18 protein-coding genes and 1 riboswitch are annotated in these 21,974 nt (G+C 69.5%); of the genes, 7 read left to right on the top strand and 11 right to left on the bottom strand.

Translation table 11 applies throughout. The annotated features are described in order from the left end of the window. Nucleotides 1-79: 79 nt before the first annotated feature. Nucleotides 80-406 carry a hypothetical protein gene (locus D473_RS27390; RefSeq protein WP_152436916.1) on the bottom strand — a complete coding sequence of 109 codons (327 nt, stop codon included), beginning with the start codon at nt 404-406 and terminating at the stop codon, nt 80-82. Between the two features lie 236 nt (nt 407-642). On the opposite strand from D473_RS27390, the gene D473_RS0123490 reads away from it, so the two are divergent. After that, entirely contained in the window at nt 643-1,428 is a 786-nt protein-coding gene (locus D473_RS0123490; RefSeq protein ID WP_017611489.1) for an SAM-dependent methyltransferase, read from the top strand. A 36-nt stretch (nt 1,429-1,464) separates the two neighbouring features. Here D473_RS0123490 and D473_RS0123485 read toward each other — a convergent pair whose 3' ends face one another. Further along, the gene (locus D473_RS0123485; RefSeq protein ID WP_017611488.1) at nt 1,465-2,874 is read right to left on the bottom strand and encodes a sodium:solute symporter family protein; all 1,410 of its coding nucleotides are present in this window, start codon (nt 2,872-2,874) and stop codon (nt 1,465-1,467) included. 150 nt (nt 2,875-3,024) lie between these two features. Further along, a complete protein-coding gene (locus D473_RS0123480) occupies nt 3,025-3,858 on the bottom strand; it encodes a MurR/RpiR family transcriptional regulator (protein WP_026127249.1) in 834 nt (277 codons plus the stop codon). Between the two features lie 160 nt (nt 3,859-4,018). Between D473_RS0123480 and D473_RS0123475 the strand changes: the two genes are divergently transcribed. Beyond that, nucleotides 4,019-5,266: a metal-dependent hydrolase family protein gene (locus D473_RS0123475; protein ID WP_017611486.1), complete on the top strand. Its 1,248-nt coding sequence runs from the start codon at nt 4,019-4,021 to the stop codon at nt 5,264-5,266. Nucleotides 5,267-5,332: 66 nt separating this feature from the next. On the opposite strand, the gene D473_RS0123470 is transcribed toward D473_RS0123475, so the two are convergent. The 4 genes from D473_RS0123470 to D473_RS0123455 form a co-directional block, all read right to left on the bottom strand. Continuing rightward, entirely contained in the window at nt 5,333-6,541 is a 1,209-nt protein-coding gene (locus tag D473_RS0123470) for an FUSC family protein (protein WP_017611485.1), read from the bottom strand. Between the two features lie 273 nt (nt 6,542-6,814). Beyond that, a complete protein-coding gene (locus tag D473_RS0123465) occupies nt 6,815-7,405 on the bottom strand; it encodes a DUF4352 domain-containing protein (RefSeq protein WP_241474863.1) in 591 nt (196 codons plus the stop codon). A gap of 338 nt (nt 7,406-7,743) precedes the next feature. Beyond that, on the bottom strand, nt 7,744-9,060 hold the full coding sequence (locus D473_RS0123460; RefSeq protein WP_017611483.1) for an LLM class flavin-dependent oxidoreductase: 1,317 nt from the start codon (nt 9,058-9,060) through the stop codon (nt 7,744-7,746). Continuing rightward, nucleotides 9,060-9,842 (bottom strand): 3-oxoacyl-ACP reductase, encoded by a 783-nt coding sequence (locus D473_RS0123455; RefSeq protein WP_017611482.1) that lies wholly within the window; start codon nt 9,840-9,842, stop codon nt 9,060-9,062. The genes D473_RS0123460 and D473_RS0123455 overlap by 1 nt, the downstream gene beginning before the upstream one ends. 50 nt (nt 9,843-9,892) lie before the next feature. Then, nucleotides 9,893-9,994, bottom strand: a riboswitch (TPP riboswitch). Between the two features lie 516 nt (nt 9,995-10,510). On the opposite strand from D473_RS0123455, the gene fmdA reads away from it, so the two are divergent. Both fmdA and rox read left to right on the top strand, forming a co-directional pair. After that, nucleotides 10,511-11,767 carry a formamidase gene (gene fmdA, locus D473_RS0123445; RefSeq protein WP_017611480.1) on the top strand — a complete coding sequence of 419 codons (1,257 nt, stop codon included), beginning with the start codon at nt 10,511-10,513 and terminating at the stop codon, nt 11,765-11,767. A gap of 518 nt (nt 11,768-12,285) precedes the next feature. Further along, on the top strand, nt 12,286-13,728 hold the full coding sequence (rox, locus tag D473_RS0123440) for a rifampin monooxygenase (RefSeq protein WP_017611479.1): 1,443 nt from the start codon (nt 12,286-12,288) through the stop codon (nt 13,726-13,728). A gap of 160 nt (nt 13,729-13,888) precedes the next feature. Here the strand turns inward: rox and map are convergent, their stop codons facing one another. Beyond that, nucleotides 13,889-14,671 (bottom strand): type I methionyl aminopeptidase, encoded by a 783-nt coding sequence (map, locus tag D473_RS0123435; RefSeq protein ID WP_017611478.1) that lies wholly within the window; start codon nt 14,669-14,671, stop codon nt 13,889-13,891. Between the two features lie 46 nt (nt 14,672-14,717). Between map and D473_RS0123430 the strand changes: the two genes are divergently transcribed. Further along, nucleotides 14,718-14,981 carry a helix-turn-helix transcriptional regulator gene (locus D473_RS0123430; RefSeq protein WP_017611477.1) on the top strand — a complete coding sequence of 88 codons (264 nt, stop codon included), beginning with the start codon at nt 14,718-14,720 and terminating at the stop codon, nt 14,979-14,981. A 400-nt stretch (nt 14,982-15,381) separates the two neighbouring features. Here D473_RS0123430 and D473_RS0123420 read toward each other — a convergent pair whose 3' ends face one another. Continuing rightward, nucleotides 15,382-15,849, bottom strand: coding sequence for an NUDIX domain-containing protein (locus D473_RS0123420; RefSeq protein WP_017611475.1), 468 nt, complete (start codon nt 15,847-15,849; stop codon nt 15,382-15,384). A 233-nt stretch (nt 15,850-16,082) separates the two neighbouring features. Between D473_RS0123420 and D473_RS0123415 the strand changes: the two genes are divergently transcribed. Then, entirely contained in the window at nt 16,083-17,102 is a 1,020-nt protein-coding gene (locus D473_RS0123415; protein ID WP_017611474.1) for an LLM class flavin-dependent oxidoreductase, read from the top strand. Nucleotides 17,103-17,175: 73 nt separating this feature from the next. Then, on the top strand, nt 17,176-18,564 hold the full coding sequence (locus tag D473_RS0123410) for an MFS transporter (RefSeq protein WP_017611473.1): 1,389 nt from the start codon (nt 17,176-17,178) through the stop codon (nt 18,562-18,564). A 27-nt stretch (nt 18,565-18,591) separates the two neighbouring features. Here the strand turns inward: D473_RS0123410 and D473_RS0123405 are convergent, their stop codons facing one another. Next, nucleotides 18,592-18,969, bottom strand: coding sequence for a DUF1330 domain-containing protein (locus tag D473_RS0123405; RefSeq protein WP_026127247.1), 378 nt, complete (start codon nt 18,967-18,969; stop codon nt 18,592-18,594). Nucleotides 18,970-19,130: 161 nt separating this feature from the next. Continuing rightward, nucleotides 19,131-20,207, bottom strand: coding sequence for a Kelch repeat-containing protein (locus D473_RS27380; protein WP_152436915.1), 1,077 nt, complete (start codon nt 20,205-20,207; stop codon nt 19,131-19,133). Between the last annotated feature and the right edge of the window lie 1,767 nt (nt 20,208-21,974).

The following is a 21,974-nucleotide window of genomic DNA, read 5'->3' as shown; positions in this document are numbered from 1 at the left end:
GTCCCCGCAACTCCCTGAACTCCAGGGTGTTGCGGGGACCGCTAGAACCCGAGAACGGCGCCGGGGCCGGTGGGGAAGGTCAGTCGGCCGGGCGCCGGGGGCGGGGCACGGGGCAGAAGGAACTCGGCAGGCTCCGAGGTGTGCGTGGGTCCGGGCAGTGGACGGGCCCGTCGCCGTCGGCCGGATGCAAACGGCGGTCGTGGCAGCGTCGGCGGATGCGCAGCGGCCGAGTGCCCCGGCAGCGCTGTTGTTCGTGTCGGGCTGCGGGCGCGCTGAGGGACGGGGGTTGGACCAGCAGGGCACAGACGGGAACCGGTTCGAGTTGGGAGGCCGCCAGCGAGGCGAGCAGGACGAGGGCCAGGACGGCCGGGGAAGGCACCGACCGCGCACGTCGAGGGCTGCACATACTCCCAGCATCGCAACAATCACCCTCCGTCGTGGCGTTCTCACGAAATAAGCGGGGGTCACCCACGAAAAAGTACGCCCGGCTTCAACCATCCTGGACCAGGACGTCCCCGGCACCTCCGCTCACCGGAACACGCCCCCGGAGACTCCCGTGGCTGCGGGCTTTCGGTTGCCCGAACTCCCGTCGGGGCAGCAGAATGCGAACCGACCGACAACCATGAGGACGAAGAGGACCACGTGGCGGATCTCCCCTCGATCGATACGACCGTCGCCCACTCGGCACGAGTGTGGAACTACTGGCTCGGCGGCAAGGACAACTACCCCGTGGACCGGGAGATGGGCGACTTCGTCCTGCAGGCCTATCCGGAGATGGTCGCGGCCGCTCGCGCGGACCGGGAGTTCCTCGTCCGCGCCGTCACCTTCCTGGCCCAGCAGGGCATCCGGCAGTTCCTGGACGTGGGGACCGGGCTGCCCACCCACAACAACACCCACGAGGTCGCCCAGGCCCTCACCCCCGAGGCCCGCATCGTCTACGTCGACAACGACCCGATGGTGCTGGCCCACGCGCGCGCCCTGCTCACCGGGCCCGGGGTGGACCACGTGCGTTACGTCGACGCCGACCTGTTCGAGCCCGGGAAGGTCCTGGACGCCGCACGCGAGCACCTGGACTTCGGCCGGCCCATCGGCCTGACGATCCTGGGCACCATGGGCCACACCCCCGACAACGAGAAGGCCTACGCGGCGGTGCGTGCCTTCGTGGACGCCCTGCCCCCGGGCAGTTACCTGGCTCTGTGCGACGGCAGCAACACGAGCGAACCCATGATCGAGGCTTCACACCGGTGGAGCGAGTCCGCCGCCCTGCCCTACCATCTGCGCACCCCCGAGGAGATCGCCGGTTTCTTCACCGGTCTGGATCTGGTGGAGCCGGGCGTGGTCTCGGCCTCGCTGTGGCACCCGCCGCAGACCGAGGTGGGCGCTCCCGATGAGGTGGACCAGTACTGCGGCGTGGCACGCAAGCTCTGACCCGGGCAGCGGCAAGCTTCCGGCCAGGGCCACGGGTCAGTCCGCCCCGACCGCCTCCGAGCTCCGCACCTCCGGGGCCTTGGTCAGGAGGCTGACGGCCACGAGGGAGAGCACGGCGGTCGGCAGGGCGATGATCACCCCGTTGAGATCGCCCGGCGCCCCCGCCATCTCCCACCCGATGGTCGCGGCGGCACCGGCGACCAGTGCGGCCACGGCGCCGGCGGTGGTGGCGCGTTTCCAGAACAGTACGGCGAACACGGCCGGGGTGATGGCGGCCCCGTAGATGGTGTACGAGTACATCTGCAGGTCGAGCACGGTCGGAAAGTACAGGCCGAGGGCGATGGCGACGAGTGCGATGGCCAGCACCGACACCCGCTGCACGATCAGGGTCCCGCGGTCGCCGATCCGGTCGCCGCCGAAGCGGGCGAAGAGGTCGAAGGCGATGTTGGAGGCCCCCGACAGCATGAACGAGGAGCCCGTCGTGATCACAAAGGCCACCGCTCCCGCCAGGAGCACACCGCCCAGGACCACGGGCAGGTGGCCCTCCGAGGCCAGCCGCAGGACGGACTCGTCGCCGTTGATACCGGGCAGGAGGATCGCTGCCGCCGTGGCCAGCAGCACCACGGGAACGAAGACGAGGAACGAGGAAAAGAGCATGCCCAGCGTCGAGTTGCGGGCGCTGCGCTCGTCCTTGGCCGCGGCCAGACGCTGGTAGAGGTTCTGGTCGGCGAGCAGGAGCAGGAAGAGCGGCAGGAAATAGCCGAGAAGTTGGAGCCCGGTCAGTCCCCCGGTGGGGGTGCTCGCCGCCTCCGGCAGGCCCTGCCAGTAACCGCTGGGCCCACCGACCGCCAGTAGAACGACCGGCACCGAGGCGACCAGCGCTCCCAGGACCAGAACGGCCGAGATGAAGTCGGTGTAGGCGACCGAGAACAGGCCGCCGGTCACGGTCAGCACCGTGACGACCACCGCGACCACGAGGGTGCCCTGGGTGTCGTCCAGGGGTGTGATGAGGGCCAGGACGTAGCCGCCGCCGACGAACTGTGCGGCCACCAGTCCGATGTAGGCCACCGCGGTGACCAGGGCAGCCACCGTCCGCACCCCGGTGCCGAAGCGGGCCTCCAGCAGCTCGGGAATGGTGTGCCGCGCGGCCCTGCGGATGCGCCGCGCGATCAGGAGCAGGACCAGGATGCCCAGGGGCGTTCCGGCGAAGAAGACCATCCCCGCGATCGGCCCGTGGTTGTAGGCGAAGTTGGCGCCGCCGATGATCGTTCCCGACCCGACCCAGGTAACGAGCAGGGTCGCGATCATGACCGGGGTGGACAGGCTCCGTCCCGCGAAGAGGAAGTCGTCGCCTCCGCTCACCTTGGACGAACGGGAGAAGTACAGGCCGATGCCGACCATCGCCAGCAAGTAGAGGCCGAGGATCACGATGTGTGTCGTCTGCATGGAGCGCCTCGGGGAGATCGTAGGAGCACGGGGGGCGGGATCCCGCTGGTGGCCGATCCAACCAGGCCATCCCGCTGACATGCAATAGACGTTGCAAACATTGTGTTCTGCGTCACGCCCTTGGCCCGGAGCCCCCGCCTGCGCCCCGGCTCAGAAGAGATCGGCCTCCCGCCAGAGCCGCTCCGCCTCACGGACCGAGTCCAGCGACTGCGGTCCGCCGATGCGTGCCAGCTCGGCCAGGACCGCGTGGATCACGGCCATGGCGGCGGTCAGCGACGGGAACATCCCCGCGCCCTCGCTGGGCACCACCACGACCCGGTCGGCCGGCTCCACCAGCGGTGATTCCCTGCGGTCGGTGACGACGGCGACCTGCACAGACCGTTGCACCGCCACCTCCACGGCGCGGCGCAGCGCCACCGGGAGCATCCACAGGTCACAGACCACCAGCAGGTCGCCCCCGCCCATCCTGGCCAGGGTGTTGAGCACTGCGGTACCCCCGAGTTCGCCCAGGCGGACGTCGTAACCCATGATCCCGGCGGCGTGGGAGAGCTGGACCCCCGGTGCGGCGAAGGTTCCCGACCCCAGCACGAGGGTGCGCCCGGCGGTGTGCAGCGCCGAGGCGATCGCGCGCACCTGCCCGTGGTCGAGCGTGCTCTCCAGGAGGCGCAGGTTGGCGCGGTCGGCGGCCAGGGCGGCACTGACCGGGTCGGCGTCCGAACCGGCGTGTTCGGCCAGGACCTCTCCCGCGCTCAGCGACGCCAGGTAGCGCGAGCGCAGCTCCACCCGCAGGGTCGGCCAGCCGGAGAAGCCGAGCTGCTGGGCCAGGCGCACCACGGTGGCGACGTTGACCTCGGAGCGTTCGGCCAGCTCCGCGGTGGAGGCGTAGGAGGCCAAGCGCGGCTCCTCGCGCAGCACGGCGACCACGCGTTCGGAGGCCTTGCCCAGGCGGGCGCCGTCCAGGGCACGCGCGATCCAGTCCGGCACGGGGCCTCCTGCCTCCATCGGCCCCGGACCTTCCGGGGCCATCGCACCACCGATATCAGGCTCAGGCACCCGGCGACATCTTCATGCAACATATATTGCACAATGAGGATCGCGGTACGTACGCGACGTTGCCCGTGAGACCCGACCCAGGGAGACCCCGATGACCCCGCACCCCTCGCCTTTGCTCCTCACCGGCGCGCGGCTGCTCGACCCCGAGTCGGGCACGGCCGCCCCCGACTCCTGGCTCCTGGTTCAGGAGGGCCGCATCACCGGGCGCGGCTCCGGCCCCGCCCCGGCACGGGAGAACACCGAGACCGTGGACCTGGCCGGTGCCACCCTGATGCCCGGGCTCATCGACGCACACGTGCACGCCACCGCCTTCAGTGCCGACCTCGGTGCCGCCGCCGACCAGAGCGCCTCCTACGTGAGCGCCTGGGCGGCGACGTCGCTGTCGGCCATGCTCGGGCGCGGCTTCACCACCGTGCGCGACGTGGGCGGCGCCGACTGGGGGCTGGCCCAGGCCGTCGAGGACGGTCTCGTCGACGGCCCCCGCCTGGCCTTCGGCGGACGGGCGCTCTCCCAGACCGGCGGGCACGGGGACTTCCGGCCGCGGGGCCGCCACGGCCACGGACAGGACGGCTGCTGCCCCGGAGCCGGCCTGGTGTGCGACGGTCCCGTGGAGTTCCGGCGGGCCGCGCGCGAACAGCTGCGTACCGGCGCCCACCACGTCAAGGTCATGCTCTCGGGCGGGGTCGCTTCCCCCACCGACCGGATCGACTCGACGCAGTCCTCCGAGGAGGAACTGCGTGCGGTCGTGGAGGAGGCCGAGGCCGCCAACCGTTACGTCACCGGCCACGCCTACACCGCCCGCGCCGTCAACCGCGGCCTGCGCCTGGGCGTGCGCTGCATCGAGCACGGCAACCTCATCGACGAGAGCAGCGTCGCGCTCTTCCTGGAACACGGGGCCTTCCTGGTGCCGACCCTGGTGACCTACCACGAGCTCTCCCGCCAGGGTGAGCGCCACGGTCTTCCCCCGGAGAGCCAGGCCAAGGTCGACACGGTCCTGCACCGGGGGCTGCAGGCCCTGCGCCTGGCCCACGAGGGCGGGGTGCGGATGGCCTTCGGCACCGACCTGCTCGGGGGCATGCAGGAGCACCAGAGCACCGAGTTCACCCTCCGCGGCCAGGTCCAGCCCGCCGACGCGGTCATCCGCTCGGCCACCAGCAACGCCGCCGAGCTGCTCGGCTTCGGGGGCGAGGCGGGCACCCTGCGGGAGGGCGCCCGCGCCGACCTGTTGGTCGTGGACGGCGACCCGCTGGCGGACCTGTCCCTGCTGGCCGAACCGGAGCGGGGTGTGCGTGCCGTCGTCAAGGGCGGCACCGTGCGGCGCGGACGTCTCGGGGCCTGAGCCCGGGCCGGCGCCGTGCGGCGCTGACCCGCGCCGGGCGGCGCCGACGCGCCCCGCCGGCCCGGGTCAGCACGGGCGCCGAAACATCCGGCGGAGCCGCTTTCGGACGCTGGAGCCGGAGGAGCGCCGGCGCACCCACGGAAGCCACGATTCCGTGCGCGGATGGGCGACCCACGGTTGGCCGTCCTCCTCCCCCAACAGCGCCTGTGCCACGGTCTCGGGTCCTTCGACCCCGGCGAAGAGCATGATGTCGGTGGCGACCATCTGCACGGACAGGTGGGCGGAGGCGGTCACCGGGTCCTCGGCCGTGCCGCCGCTGAACGGTTGGGCCAGGTCGAGCGCCAGGTCGACGGCTTGCTGGCGCGCCTCACGGTCACCGAGGTTGTCCGCGAGGACTTCGAGGGCCGAGGCCATCTCCAGTACCACCGAGGAGATGTGCCTGCGTTCTTCCTTGTCCATGGCGGCTGCCGTGCGGGCCAGAGCCAGGCAGCTCTCGCTGAGGATGATGAGCCGGTCGACCTTCTCGTCCTCGTAGGCCAGCGGCCCGGGGCTGGCCCAGCGCGCGGTGGTCCACCGGACGCTGCGGTGGCTGTTCTCCTGGGCGCGGCTGAGGTCGGCCATCGGACGGCTGAGTGCGCTCAGCCGGTTCACGGTGCTCAAGGAAGGGTCCTCGTCCTCCTTCAACGCGCGGCCGGTGGCGTCGAGCAGGCGGACGATCTCGTGCAGGGCCTCGTTCTCGATACGGCGCAGCCAGGCTGCCGGGCGGGTGGGAAAGAGCAGCTGGCTCATCGTCAACGCCACACCCGCCCCGATGAGCGCGTCGGTCAACCGGCTCACCCCCACCTGGCCGTCGGCGACCGCCAGAGTGAGGATCGCTCCGGAGGCGGCCTGGGCGATGACCAGACGCGCGGCGCCGAAGGCGACCGCGGCCGTCATCGCCACGGCGATGGCGACCACCATCGTCGCGTGTCCCCCGCCGGTGAGTACGATCGAGAGTTCGCCGATGAGGATGCCGATGACCACGCCGAACAGCATCCGGACGGCGTTGGTCCCGCGTTCGCCGCCCACGGTGTTGAGCGCGATGACCGCGGCGATCGGGGCGAAGAACGGGAAGTGGTCCTGGATGAGTCCCCCGGCGATGACCCACGCCACGGTCGCGGCAACGGCGCACTGCACGATCACCCACATGTAGTCGCGCACGCGCCCCAGCGCTGCCGAGCCCTCTCGGTGCGCCCACGCGAACGCGTCGCGGGCCAGGCGGCTCAGCTTTTCCATGCCGGCCCACCAGCTCTGTGCTCGGCGGAACACCGCGTGCCCGTGCGCCGTCCGCCGCTGTCACCACGATTACTCATACGGACAGAAACATTACTCGCTGCACTCGTCGATCCGCCGATGCGGCCGGAGCGCGTCCCACTCTTCGTGGTGTCCGTGGCAGGAGGGCGGCCCTGTCCGCCCGGCCCCCGGGCCCGCCGCACGGCGCACTTCGCTCTCGGCGGCGCTGGTCGCCGCGCTCACCTGCCGAGCGCGGCGACCAGTGCCCACGTGCACCTATCCGAGGTCCACCCGCACGCCGTCGTCGATCATCGTCTTGCCGTTGACGAGCATGTGGTCGATCTCGGTTCCGGAGGTGACGTCGTAGGCCAAGGTGGCCTCGGCGCTCTGACCGGGGTTGAGCTGGTCCATGAAGGAGTCGTCCGAACTGGCACTGATGTCGCGCTCGTACATGTTGCCGTCGGTGTCCATGAGGACCTGGTTGGAGCCGTCGAGGTACTCGGCCGAGGAGCTGGTGTTCTCCGCGGTCAGCTCGACGACGATGTACTCACCGCGCGCTTGCTCGGTGAGGCCGAATTCGCCTTCCACACTGGCCACGCCCTCCTCGACGGAGCGCACGGTGAAGGCGAAGGAGCCGTGCTCGAACGTCTCTCCGAGCTCGTGGGACTCCTCACCTTCCTCCTCACCATCCTCCTCGCCGCCGGTGTCGGTGTCGGCGGCCTCTGTGCCGGTGTCCTCGGCGGTGTCCTCACCACCGGGGGCCAGGACCGCGACGCAGCCGACCATGAGGAAGAGGACGAGGAGGGGCGTGGCGCACCCGAAGAGAGCGACCTTCTTGCCGGTGGACATGCCCTGTTTCGGAGGCACGGCAGGACCGAAAGGGGGCTGGGCAGTACTCATGGTGGTCTCCGGTTCATGGGGGAACAGCCCGCCGTTCGGGCTGGAAAGGGCGAAAGTGGTCCACGGGTGCCGTGACGGAGCTGGAGGACGCGGGCGAACTCTCGGCCCCGCGCACCCGGGACGTACACAAGGATCATACACAGAAACCTGTTAGCACTGTCAACGCCGTTAACAAGAATCTATTGAAACCGTGCGCGTTCCCGGACAGTGGAGTACGCCCAGGCACGAGGCCCCGGCACCTACGGGCAACTGACCTGGCCGTTCGGTCGAAGCCATGCGCCCAGNTTCGCCGTCCGTACCCGTTCTCAGTGCGGCGACGCCGGCCGCGCCAGACCCAGGTGGCCGCGCAGCGTCTCGGCCTCGTAGCCGCGGCGGAACAATCCCCTCTGTTGCAGGACGGGGACCACCTGGTCCACGAAGTCCTCGATCCCGCCCGGGAGGGAGGGCGGCATGAGGTTGAAGCCGTCCGCGCCGGCGTTCTCGTGCCACTCGGTGATCCGGTCGGCGATCTGCTCGGGGGTTCCGACCATGGTGCAGTGGCCGCCACCGGCGGCCAGTCGGCCCAGCAGTTGCCGCACGGTGGGCCGTTCGGAGTCGATGATGCGCAGGATGGTCCCGTAGCGGCCCTTGGGCCCGGTGAACTCCTCCAACGGCGGCAGGTCGGGAACCGGGGCGTCCAACTCCCAGTCGGTGCAGTCCTGCTCGACGAACATGCCCAGTTGCTGCAGTGACTCCTCGGTCGGCAACAACTCGTCCAGTTCGCGTTGCTTGGCCCTGGCCTCCTGCTCGGTGGAACCGACGTAGGTGACCAGCCCCGGCATGATCGCCACGGACCGGGGATCCCGGCCCGCCCGAGCGATCCGCGCCTTGACGTCCCGGTAGTAGTCCTGGGAGCTGGAGAGGTCGTAGGCCACGGAGTAGACGGCCTCGGCGCGCCGGGCCGCCAGTGCTCGGCCCTGCTCGGAGGAGCCCGCCTGGAACAGCACCGGGTGGCCCTGCACCGGGCGCGGCACGTTCAGCGGCCCCTCGACCTGGAAGTAGCGGCCCCGGTGATCGATGGGACGGACCAGGTCGGGGTCGGCGAAGATCCCGTCCCGGTCGTGGTGGAAGGCCTCATCGCCCCAGGAGTCCCACAGCCGCAGTACCGCCTCCACGAACTCCTCGGCTCGCTCGTAGCGCTCCTGGTGCGGGGGCATGTGGTCGTAGCCGTGGTTGCGGGCCTCGGTGTCGAACATGGAGGTCACCACGTTCCAGCCCACTCGCCCCCCGCTGATGTGGTCCAGGGAGGCCAGCAGACGCGCGGCGTGGAAAGGGGTGTAGAACGTGCTGGAGACAGTACTGACCAGCCCGATGCGCTCGGTGGCCCTGCTCATGGCCGACAGGGCCGTCAGCGGTTCGAGGAACCACATGGGCCCGCCGTCGACGTTTCCCGCGGCGTGGCCGTCGGCGAAGAAGACCGCGTCCAGGCAGCCGCGTTCGGCGGTGCGGGCCAGTTCCTCGAAGTAGGTGATGTCACCGATCCGTTCGGCCGGTGAGTCGGGGCGGCGCCAGGCGGCCTTGTGGTGGCCGCACCCGAGGATGAACAGGTTCAGGTGGAGTCGGCGGTCAGGAGCGCTGGCCATCAGTTCGCCACCAGCCCGCCGTCGACGAGGAGGTTCTGGCCGGTGACCGCGCGCGCCCACGGTGAGGCGAAGTACAGGGCCGCGTCGGCGAACTCGGCCGGGGTGATGATCCGGCGCAGCGGGGTGGTCGAGGCGATCAGGTCGAAGACGTGCTCGGGGGTGGCGGAGCTGGCGTCGGTGGTGCGCAGCAGACCTCCGGAGACCATGTTGACGGTGATGCCGTCGGGGCCCAGGTCATGGGCGAGTGTGCGGGTCAGCGACAGCAGGGCCGCCTTGGCCGCGGTGTAGTCGTGGTAGGGCACGACCGGGTTCTGGAACAGGTTGGTGCCGATGTTGAGCACCCTGCCGAACCCGCGGGCGCGCATGGCGGGCAGAGCGGCTTGGACGGTGTTCAGAGCGCCGTGGACGGTACCGCTGAACTGCCGGTCGAGGTCTTGTGCGGTGAGTGTGTCGGCGTGGGGCCGGGCCTCACCGTTGAAGGAGAAACCGGCGAGCGCGTTGTTGACGACGGTGGTGACCGGGCAGCCGAAGTGCTCCTCGGCGGCCCGGAACATCGCGGCGACCTGTTCGGGGTCGCGGACGTCGGCTCCGAGGGCCCAGGCGCGTCCGGGGTGGGCGGCGGCGACCTCTCGAGCGGCCTCGGCGCTGGTGAGGTAGTTGATCACCACGCGGGCACCTTGGTCGAGGAAGGCCCGGACCAGGTGGGAGCCGAGCCCGCGGGCTCCGCCGGTGACGAGGACGGTCTGCTGGTCGATGGGGAGCGCGGTGTGGGGGGAGCTCATCGGTGGCCTTTCGACATGGGCGAAGGCGAGCCCCGCGGCCGCCGATGTCACAGGCCGTGTGTGGACATCCCTTCGCCAGCGTTAACCGGATCAGGTTCGACGGGTCTCTTCTCAGCCCGAAGACATGTGTTCGGGCACCCCGTGTCACTGCCGCTCAACGTAACCCATGGGCGCGCCCCCGGGCCACCGTCGGTGAACACGCCGCTGGAAGCTGTGCCCCTCACCCACGGGTGATTACTCTGTGAAGTTGTGCGAACACGGCTCGTTCGATCCGTCTCGGGGGCGGGCGGCGCTCCGGACGAGGACGCACTCGCGATCTCCGTCGACCAGCAGGGACCACCATGGCCATCTACCAGTTCATGTGCGACGAACACGGCGGGACCGAGCTCGAAGCAGCGATGGGGGCCGCGCCGCCGANCCCGCCGCCCCTGCCGTGCCCGGACTGCGACCGGCAGGCACGTCGGGTGTTCTGCGCCCCGATGCTCGCCCGCACGCCTCGTGCCGTGGCGGCCGCGTTCGAAAGCTCCGAACGCAGCGCGGACCGGCCGGACGTGGTCACGTCCCTGCCGTCCAGCGCCGGCCCGGCCCGCCGACAGCGCTACACACACGACCCGAGCCACCGACGGCTTCCCGAGCCCTGAGAACACCCACCTGAAAGGGAGGCGCTGATGCCCGAACAGCTTTTTCCGCTCGATTCGTCCAGACCGTTCACCGACCAGGAGATCACCGGACACAATCGCTACCACCCCGACATCCCTGCGGCCGTTCGGGTCAGACCCGGTTCCACCTTCCGGATGGACTGCCGTGAATGGTTCGACGGGGCGATCAAGAACGACGACTCGGCGGAGGACGTCCGCGACGCCCCGATGTCCAAGGTCCATGCTCTGTCGGGGCCGGTCAGGATCGAGGGGGCCGAGCCGGGCGACCTGCTGATCGTCGACATCCTGGACATGGGGCCGATCCCCCAGGAGGACTCCGGGCCCCTGGCCGGCCAGGGCTGGGGCTACACGGGGATCTTCGCCAAACGCAACGGCGGTTCGTTCCTCGTCGACCAGTTCCCCGACGCCTACAAGGCGGTGTGGGACTTCCACGGGGAGATCGCCACCTCGCGCCATGTCCCGGGGGTCTCCTTCACCGGCATCGCCCACCCCGGTCTGATGGCAACGGCCCCTTCCGCGGAGCTGCTCTCCCGGTGGAACCGCAGGGAAGGCGATCTCATCGCGACCGATCCGAACCGGCTCCCGCCCCTGGCGCTGCCGCCCGAGCCGCAGGAGGCGGTCCTGGGCACGCTGAGCGGCGCCGAGTTCGACCGGGTGGCGGCAGAAGCGGCCAGGACGGCCCCGCCCAGGGAGAACGGCGGCAACCAGGACATCAAGAACCTCACCCGAGGGACCCGCGTGTTCTACCCGGTGTTCGTCCCGGGTGCGAATTTCTCCGTCGGTGACCTCCATTTCTCCCAGGGGGACGGGGAGATCACCTTCTGCGGCGGCATCGAGATGGGCGGGTTCATCGACCTGCACGTCGACGTGATCAAGGGCGGCATGGACATCTACGGGGTGAGCGAGAACGCCATCTTCATGCCGGGAAAGACCCCGCCCCAGTACTCCGAATGGTTGGCCTTCTCCGGAACGTCGGTGACCCTGGAGGGCCGACAGCACTACCTGGATTCGCAGCTCGCCTACCAGCGCGCATGCCTGCACGCGATCGACTACCTGACCAAGTTCGGCTACAGCCCCGAGCAGGCCTACCTGCTGCTCGGCGCGGCACCGATCGAGGGACGCTTCTCCGGCGTGGTCGACATCCCGAACGCGTGTGCCACCGTCTACCTTCCGACCGCGATCTTCGAATTCGACGTGCGGCCCTCCGCGTCGGGCCCCGTACAGATCGATCCGGGGATCGGCGCGCCCCGGGCCGAGGGGGCGTGATCATGCGCCGTGCTCGAACCCCGTAGTTACCGAGCACCGACAACGCCGTCCTGGTCGGGCCCGACTCGCAGAGCCCCGGGCCCGACCAGATCCGCGCACCGTGTGGCCCCGGCGCAGGACCTCCCCACCACAAGAAACCCGGACGCCCGACCACACGAAGAGCTCGGCCCCCAGCACCGTGCACCTGCGCTGAGGTCCAGCCCCTCGCGGCGCCGCGCTGCTTCACGAGGGGATGATCCGGCCACAGAAAGCAGAAAGGCAAGGGGGATGATTTCCCTCCTTGCCATTTTCAATATATAGCACACCTGGGGGCTTGTGGCAAGAGCGGGGTCGTGCCGCAGAATCGTCGATCGAGGCCAGAATCCGATGCCGCGGTCGCCGCGAAACAGGTGCGCCATTGCCGAGGCGCCTGCGCGCGGGCAAGTCGGAACGGCAGTGGGTCTCGTGGCACGGATGTACCTGCCATGAGAACGCGCGGCGATTCTGGCCGACGTTCCATTGCGGAAAAAGGGGTTTCCATGATTGACGTGATCGTGGTCGGCGGCGGCCCGACCGGATCGATGTTGGCCGCCGAGTTGCGGCTGCACGGGGTGAGCGTGCTCGTGTTGGAGAAGGAGACGGAACCGACCGAGCACGTGCGCGCGCTCGGTCTGCACATGCGCAGCATCGAGGTGATGGACCAGCGGGGCCTGCTGGAGCGGTTCCTCTCCCACGGGCAGCAGTACCCGGTCGGCGGGTTCTTCGCCGGAATCGCCAAACCCGCGCCGGAACACCTGGACAGCGCGCACACCTACGTCCTCGGTATCCCGCAGACCACCACCGACCGTCTGCTGGCCGAGCACGCCACCGAGCTCGGGGCCGAGCTCGAGCGCGGCCGCGAACTGGTCGGCCTGGACCAGGACGAGCACGGGGTCACCGCCGAACTGGCCGACGGGACACGGTTGCGCTCGCGCTACCTCCTCGGCTGCGACGGCGGCCGCAGCACGGTGCGCAAACTGCTCGGGGTGGGTTTTCCCGGTGAGCCCGCCAGGGTCCAGACACTGCTCGGTGAGATGGAGGCGACCGAGTCCCCCGAGACGATCGCCGCCGTTGTCACACGAGTCCGCGAGAGCCAGAAACGGTTCGGTCTCGGTCCCCTCGAGGGCGGCGGGTACCGCGTCGTCGTGCCCGCCGCGGGGGTGGTCGAGGACCGCTCGGTCGAACCGTCCCTGGAGGAGTTCAAGCAGCAACTGCAAGAGGTGGCCGGAACAGATTTCGGCGTGCATTCCCCGCGCTGGTTGTCCCGCTTCGGCGACGCCACCCGGCTGGCCGAACGCTACCGGCAGGGCCGAGTGCTGTTGGCCGGGGACGCGGCCCACGTCCACCCGCCGGCCGGCGGCCAGGGGCTCAATCTGGGGATCCAGGACGCCTTCAACCTCGGCTGGAAACTGGCCGCGCAGGTCAACGGCTGGGCTCCCGAAGGGCTGCTGGACAGCTACCCCGCCGAACGGCGCCCGGTGGCCGCCGAGGTACTGGACAACACCCGAGCGCAGATGGAGCTGATGTCGACCGATCCGGGCCCCGGGGCCGTGCGCCGGCTGGTCTCGGAGCTGATGGACTTCGAGGAGGTCAACCGGTACCTGACCGAGAAGATCACCGCGATCGGGATCCGCTACGACTTCGGGGAGGAAGGCTCCGGCGAAGGACACGAACTGCTCGGCAAGCGGATGCGCGACCTTCGCTTGGGGCGGGGCCGCCTCTACGAGCTGCTGCACGGGGGCCGCGGGCTGCTCCTGGACCGGACCGGCCGCCTCTCGGTAACGGGCTGGCAGGACCGGGTCGACCACGTCGTCGACGGCAGCAGCGATCTGGAGGTGCCCGCCGTACTGCTGCGGCCGGACGGCCACGTGGCCTGGGCCGGGCAGGACCAGCAGGACCTGCTCGCCCGGCTGCCCACGTGGTTCGGCGCGGCCACCGGCTGAGCAGGCCGGCCTCTGACCCGGGGGCCGTCGCCGGTCTCCTCACGGGCGCTCAGTGTGCGCTGGGCGTGGACGGGAGAGCACGTGGCTCGGTATCGGACGCTGGTTCGTGGTCGCAGTGGGCCTCGCGGCGGCAGGCTACGGGCTGGTCGCGTTCGTCCACCTACGGAGTGTGCTCGCTCGGCAGCGTCAGGATCTCCGCCCCGTCGTCGGTGATGGCGATGGTGTGTTCGCTGTGCGCGGTCCGGCCTCCGGTCGCGCTGCGCAGCGTCCATCCGTCGGCGTCGACGACCAGCTGGTCGGTGTCGGCCATGATCCATGGTTCCAGCGCGAGCAGGAGGCCGGTGCGGAGCTTGTAGCCGCGTCCCGGCCGTCCGCTGTTCACCACGTGCGGGTCCTGGTGCATGGTGGTGCCGATTCCGTGGCCGCCGAACTCGAGGTTGATCGGGTAGCCCGCGTCCGAGAGCACGGTGCCGATGGCGTGGGAGAGGTCGCCGATCCGCGCGCCTGGGCGGGCTGCGGCGATGCCGGCCCTCAGCGCATGCTGGGTGGTCGCGATCATCCGCTGGTCCTCAGGAGAGCGGGTCTCACCGACGATGAAGCTGATCGCGGCGTCGGCGGCCACGCCCTGGAGTTTGACGGCGAGGTCGAAGGTGAGCAGATCGCCGTCGGCGAGGCGGTAGTCGTGCGGCATGCCGTGCAGCACGGCGTCGTTGACGGCGGTGCAGACGTAGTGCCCGAAGGGGCCGCGGCCGAACGAGGGGGCGTAGTCGACGTAGCACGACTCGGCACCGGCGTCGAGGATCATCTCTTTCGCCCATCGGTCGATGTCGAGCAGGTTCGTGCCTACGGTCGTGCGGCGCTTCAGGCTCTGGAGGATGCTGCCGACCAGGCGGCCGGTGTCACGCGCGCGGTCGACCTGGGCAGGGGTGAGGATCTCGAGCATACCGATAACTATACCGGTCAAAGAATACCGGTATTACAATGGGCGCATGGTCAGACTGCCGCTCACCCCAGAGGAGATCGAACGCGGGCAGCGCCTGGGCTCGCTGCTCAGGCTCGCCCGCGGGGAGCGTTCGATGTTCGAAGTCGCCCTCGCCGCACGAGTCTCGCCGGAGACGCTGCGCAAGATCGAGACCGGCCGCGTGGCCACCCCGGCGTTCTCGACCATCGCCACCCTCGCGCAGGTGCTGGGGCTCTCGCTCGATGAGGTCTGGGCGCAGGTCTCCGCGGCCCCGGCGACCTCCCACCGGTAGGGGGCCGGTCTGCTCCGGATCGCGTGATGCTGTGCAGCCGTGGTCGCCGCGACCGTCTGCGGCACACCCGGCAGGTTCCGGGTGCTCACGGGCGAGCGACCCACCGGTGCACCCCACCTGGGCCATGGCTTCGGACGATCCATGAACGCGTCCGGCTCCAGGCGCGGGGCGTGAAGACCTACCTCATCCTCGCTGACTACTTCGCCGCCTGCCGCGCCTCTTTACGGGCGCGGGCCTTGAGCCGCCTGCGGGCGGACCCGGTCCGCTTCTGAGGACCAGCAGGACCTGCTCGCCCGGCTGCCCACGTGGTCCGGCGCCGCCACCGGCTGAGCAGGTCGGCCTCTGACCCGAGGGCCCGAGGCCGGGAGGAAGAACGTGCCCAGGCCGCGAGCGCAGCCGGTCAGCCCGCGTGAGGCGCGCCCTGCCCCAGCGCGTGCTCCACGCGCAGTCGTTGGGTGTGGTGCATCTCCAGAGCCGCCACCTCCTCGGGGGTGAACCAGCCCACCTGGCGGGACTCCTCACTGACCGCGAGCCCTCCCCCGACGACCCGGGCACGGAAGCACACGTTGAACTGGCGGCGCACTTCCCCGCCGCTGTAGGCGATCACGTGCCGGGCGTCGGTGTAGGTGCCCACCAGGCCGGTCACCTCGACCTCGTAACCGGTCTCCTCCCGCGCCTCACGCGCAGCCGCCTGCGGCAGGCTCTCGGTCATCTCCATGACCCCGCCCGGCATCGCCCACAGCCCGTTGTCCGCCCGCTGCTGCAACAGCAGACGCCCCTGCTCGTCGAGGACGGCCGCGGTGGCCGCGACCACCACGCTGTTGGGAACGGGCGCGTCCGGATCGTCGTAGTACTCGGTACGGACCATGAACTCAGGAACTCCTCGAGGGGTCGGGGGGTTGCGCCGTACGGCGTCCATTCTGGCGGCACAGTCCTCGATCCGTCCCGCAAACCCCGCAGCAACCGGTCGGCGCCGGCTAGCCACGGCAGCGTCCCCACGCGGGCCCGTGTTCTGGGACGGCACTCGCCGTTGCGTGAGCTCTCGGGCGCTGCGGCGCCGAGGTCCCGGAATACGAGGTTCCCAGCGGTGTTGCCCTGACCATGAAGAAAATCGGATTCCTGTCCTTCGGCCATTGGACACCGTCACCGCGCTCCCAGGTGCGCTCGGCCTCCGATGCGCTGCTGCAGTCGATCGACCTGGCCGTGGCCGCCGAGGAGCTGGGTGCCGACGGCGCCTACTTCCGGGTGCACCATTTTGCGCGGCAGTTGGCCTCGCCCTTCCCGCTGCTGTCCGCGGTCGGCGCCCGGACCAGCCGGATCGAGATCGGCACCGGCGTGATCGACATGCGTTATGAGAACCCCCTGTACATGGCCGAGGACGCCGGCGCCGCCGACCTCATCTCGGGCGGGCGCCTGCAGCTCGGGATCAGTCGCGGGTCGCCGGAACAGACCGTCCGGGGCTACGAGTACTTCGGCCACCGCCCGGCGGAGGGTTCCACCGACGCCGACATGGCTCGGGAACACACTGCCTCCCTGCTCCAGGCGTTGGAGGGGGAAGGCTTCGCCGAACCGAACCCGCAGCCGATGTTTCCGAACCCGCCCGGCCTGTTGCGCATCGAGCCGCACTCCGCCGGGCTGCGGGAACGCATCTGGTGGGGCGCCGGGAGCAGGTCCACCGCCCGCTGGGCCGGTGAGCAGGGGATGCACCTGATGAGTTCGACGCTGCTGACCGAGGACACGGGGGTGCCCTTCCACCAGTTGCAGGCGGAGCAGATCCAGGACTTCCGTGAGGCCTGGAGCGCCGCCGGCCACCGGCACGAGCCCCGTGTCTCGGTGAGCCGCAGCATCTTCCCCCTGGTGAGCACGTTCGACCGGCAGCTGTTCGGCCGCGAGACGGCCAGCAGCGACCAGGTCGGTCACCTGGAGGAGGGGCCGGCCCGCTTCGGCAAGACCTACGCCGGCGAACCGGACGAGCTCGTCGAGAAGCTGGCCGGGGACGAAGCCGTCGCCGCAGCGGACACGCTGTTGATCACCGTGCCCAACCAGCTCGGGGTGGACTACAACGCCCACATCATCGAGAACCTGCTGCGCTACGTCGCACCGGGGCTCGGCTGGCGCTGAGGTGGTGCGCCGCCCGGGGCCGTGTCGGGACGGCGAACCCGTCCCGAGGGCGGTGTGGGACTAGGTTGAAGGGATGAGCCGGAGGGAGCGCATCTATTCCGTTCTGGTCGAGCGCAACCAGGACACCGAGCAGGAGCTGCCCGAAGGCGTGCGGCACAACATCGCACGCAACGGTCTGCGCCTGGTCTCGGCCAGTGCCCTGCAGGCCTCCGGCGACCAGACGGTCAACGCCTCGACCGTCCTGCCGTGGCTGTTCCACGCCCTGGGCGTGCCTTCGGCCCTGGTCGGTGTGCTCGTGCCCGTGCGCGAGTCCGGATCGATGCTGCCCCAGGCGTTGCTGACCCCGTTGATCCTGCGGGCCCGGCAGCGCAAGTGGGTCTTCGTCCTCGGCTCTCTCGTCCAGGCCCTCGCGGTGGCGGTGATGGCGGGGACCGCAGCGCTCGGGCACGGGGTCGCCGCCGGGGTGGCCATCGTGGCCGCTCTGGCGGTCTTCTCCCTGGGCCGGTGCCTGTGTTCGGTCTCGACCAAGGACGTGCAGGGCCGCACCGTCCCGGGCGGGGAGCGGGGACAGATCAACGGGTTGGCCACCACCGCCTCGGGGCTGGTGGCCATCACCTTGGGCCTGGGGATCCGCTTCTTCGGCGGGCAGGACCTGGAGGCCGGGCAGCTCGTCTGGGTTCTGGCCGCCGGTGCCGCGCTGTGGGTGGCGGTCGCGTGGATCTACGCCGGGCTGCGGGAGCCCTCCGGTTCCGACGGCGGGCAGTCGTCGGGCTCGGCGGACCCGGCGGGCACTCCGGCCGGGGACGCCGGGGACGGCGAGGCCTCCGGTGGTGATTCCACAGAGCAGCCGGGGTGGTTCGGCCGGACCTACCGGATGCTGCGCGCGGACCGCACCTTCCGGCACTTCGTCGCCGTGCGCGGTTTCCTCCTGGTCTCGGCGCTGAGCCCGCCGTTCGTGGTCACCCTGTCCACCCAGTACGGCACCACCGGCCTGGGCGGGCTGGGCGGATACATTATCGCTTCCGGGGTGGCCGCCCTGTTGGGCGGGCGCATCTTCGGCCGGCTCGCCGACAGGTCGAGCCGGACGCTGATGAGCGTGGGAGCGGCGTTCGCCTCGGCCGTGACGCTCGCGCTGGTGCTGGTGGTGTCCTGGCCCGGTTTCACCGGCGATGCGGGGTGGAGCTCCGGGCTGTTCATCACCTGCTACTTCCTGCTGACCCTGACGCACATCGGTGTGCGGGTGGCCCGCAAGACCTACGTCGTGGACATGGCCGAAGGCGACCGGCGGACCACCTACGTCGCGGTGTCGAACTCGGCGCTGGGGATCGTCCTGCTCGTGGTCGGCGGGATCAGTTCGCTGCTGGCTCTTCTGGGTGTGGTGTGGGCGCTGGTGTTCCTGGCCGCTCTGGGGCTGGTCGGGGTGGTGGCCGGGAGCCGGCTGCCCGAGGTCTCCCGGGGGTAGGGCCTCGCCGGCCGGGCCGGCCCCGGTTCAAGAATCGCGGCGCGAACCCCAAGGGGTGGTCGGCTGGAGCACGGCCTCGCTCAGGGCTTGAGAGCGCAGTCGAGTGATCTCCTGGTATTCGGGGTCGGCGACCATACGGCTGAACGTCTTCCTGTCGGGGTAGCGCACGATCAGCACCGCGTCCCAGTCCTGGCCGTCCTCGGCGACCAGGGGCGGGGCTCCTTCACCGGCGTAGAGCACCTCGGCGCCGTACTTGTGCAGGAAACCGGCGGCCTTGCGCGAGTACTCCTCGTAGGAGGCACGGCCCCCGGGAGCGAACCGCAGCAGGTTGAGCATGACGACTGGACCGCCCGGGTCCTCTTCCAACATCTGCGCCAGAGCCGTGCCTGTGGGGTCGACTGCCATGGTGGCCTCCTGTGCGGTCGGGGGTGCGCCGAGCGTGAGCGCATGACGCCCGCAATGATAACCAACCGGTCGGTATGTGGTGTGGGCGGGCGCGCTCCGGAGGGCCGGCACGGCACACTCGTCTGGTTCCACCCCTGCCATGGCGGCTCACGGTCGCTCGCTCAGTCGCCCTCTCCCCTGCCTTGGGAGGGCAGCGCCACTTCGTATCCGGTGTCGACCTGCCCGGGTGTTTCGGGAAGGCAGCTCTGACCGCCCCAGACGATGATTCCCGCCTCTGTCGGGGACATGGCGGACCCTGCTCCGCAGCTGCGAGACTCATCGACCTGAGTGGCGTGGAAGAAGAACTCGCCGTCCGCCACCTCGTAGGAGCTGATTCCCAGCGGGGACGCAGAGATCAACGCCCCATCTCGGGCCCACATCACTCCAGTGTCCGGAAACGACGTGCTGTAGGGGGTGTGGAAGCTACTTCTGTGCGCCGTGTCCACGTGCTCCCAACCCCTGCCGTCTTCTCCGTCTGCAGTGCGCATGATGTGGATTTCGCCATCCGACCGGAGAAGCACGTAGACGGCCCCCTCTTCTGAACGAAGGATCCCGTAGTCCATGGCACCTTCGGAGTCGGGGACCGGTAGATGGGTGATCGGGGACAGATCGAGCGCCCGTCTGTGCACGAGGGCAAGGCCGTCATCATATTCCTCGAGGGAGTAGAATTCACCTTCTGGGCCACGGCCGGGTTCATGGTCGGCGGGAAGGACCCGGTGTACCTCGCCCTGGGTTTCTTCCTTGATCCAGGTGTCCTCCTCAGGACGGTAGGCGTAAATGCCCTCGGAGGCGTGGAAGAGCATCAGGTCTCCTACCGTCACCCCGTCCTTTCGAAAGCCGGATCCGGGGGTGAAAGGTGGAGGAGTCAGGGCCTGCCACTCGCCCAGGTCGAGGTCCAGGTGGTATCCCGAAACCGAAAAATCCTCGGTAGGGCTCGACGGAGGAGCCTCGAAGACCGCCAGACCTGTGGCGTTCGCGGCCGCTACATGACCGTACGGAGCGCGCATCGGAGGGGCCGGCAGCATCCTCCATTCTCTGGTGACGGTATCGTAAGCCGCCCCGTCATCATGGTATTCCTCATCGGCCCTTTCCCCGGAGGATCCACCCCAAACGACGAAATCATCGCCGATGAGGAACCCCGAGCTCCCCTCTCGTGCCGAAAGCGGGCTTTCCGGGAGCTCCGACACCGCCACGTCCATCTCTGAATGCCCTTTTTGCTGACGTACTAGTGGGATGACAGCCACGAGCAACAGGAACAGGCAGAAAGCGACAGACAGAACCAGTCGTGTTCTGCTTTGGCAGACCCGCCCCGATGAACTTGCCGCGGTCACGTTCACACAACCTCCGTAGGGCAGTCTTCCGGCCCGACCGCCGAAACATGGTCCCCACCCTCGGCCCCAGGAGACCGGAGACCCTCTCGCTTCGACGGGTCAGGAAATCGTCCGCCCTCAGCCGTCCTTGAGGCGCGCCAGGACCTGTGACGACGGCAGGTTCTGGGCGCCCTTGTCCTGCTCCCAGGGGTCGAACACCGTAGCGGCTGTCTCAGCCATCTCGGGGGGAAGACCGGCAGCGGCCAGACTTTGGGACACCTCCCGCATTTCCGGGGCCCGACGCCAGGCCTTCGCGGCCACACCGGTCAAGGAATCCGGAGCGGCCGGAGGGGAGTTGGCAAGCGGCGCGCCTCCGCGCTCAGGTGTTCCTCCACCCCGTGGGCATGCTCCAAGGCCTGCGCGAGTACCGGTGAAGAGTTCCGCCACTGTCGCCACCGCTGATGCTTCCCCGGAGGGGTAGAGGTGGGTGGCGACGGAGCCGACGGGTGGCAGGCCGATGACGCATCCGTCCACAACTCGTGCTCTGTGGCCTGCCATGCCGGCCGCGATCCGGTCCACACGTTCGGGGCTGATGGCGTTGACCCCGACGAAGACACCGGTGAACCCGCATGCCCTCACCGAGTTCGCTGTCTCTTCCGCCGATGCAGGCGGGCACAGGGAGATGACCAAGGATGCCCGCTTTGACGAGCTCGCTTCCCACTGCGGCGCCCATCCCGCCAGGAGGTAGCAGGCCGACGGTGATCGCAGTGGTCATGGCGTGTGTCCTCCGGGACGATCAGGGGGCGGTGGGGCACAGAAGCCGATCATCTCATCACGGCCACAGCAGTGCTCCGGGGGCCGGCTGGCCCGGCCAACGTCGGTCGACGCCTTCCATGGAGCTGGGCATGGTGTGGCTCCGGGTGTTGGAACCCGACAACGTCGACCGCAACGCCTACACCGAGGCGGGGCTCAGAAGGCCGGCGCTATACGCAGCGCAGGCACCTGGCTGGGCCGCTGCCACAGGTCAGAGCCGGGAACCATCACCGGCTCCCAGGCTTTGCCGGTCCCCTGTCGCGGCGGTCTGAAGCTGTTCTCGGTGGCGCCGGCGCGCGGCGCACTCCCCCATGCCGTTAGACTCCGGATTCGGAAATTTAGCGTTGCTCACGTGAGCCACATCCGGGATTGTAACGTTCATGGGAATGAGAATAACATTCGGATTCATTTCTGGCCTCCTCTTCGGGGCTCTATCCATTACGCTTGGCCTACTCCTGTCATTGCTCGGCGCCACCCTCGGGACCGGTGGCGCCGCCGACACTTGGGTTTTTCGAGTCAACAACGTTCCTGAAACGAATTCAATCCCCTTGTTCGAGCTTCGATGGGCTCGCGCCTTTCTCGTTTGCCTCGTTTCCGGGGCAGTCTTTGCGTCTCTGAATTATCTGCGAACCAAATAGGAAGGGCGTGGAAGCTGCCACGTCCTGCATCAGAACACAAGAGACTCAGAGATCACCCCGCGGAGTCCGCCCACCGTCTTCCCGAAGGTAGGAGCCCCTCTCGACCAGCCCCCTCCGGTCGGCGTGCACGTCCCTCCGTGCGGGCAACGGGCGGTGGGCACGGGCCCGCACGGCACAGGCGCTCCGAGCGCCCTCACAATCCCTC

This window comes from Nocardiopsis xinjiangensis YIM 90004, assembly GCF_000341145.1.
Lineage (GTDB): Bacteria > Actinomycetota > Actinomycetes > Streptosporangiales > Streptosporangiaceae > Nocardiopsis > Nocardiopsis xinjiangensis.
This window is presented reverse-complemented; position numbering and strand designations above follow the sequence as displayed.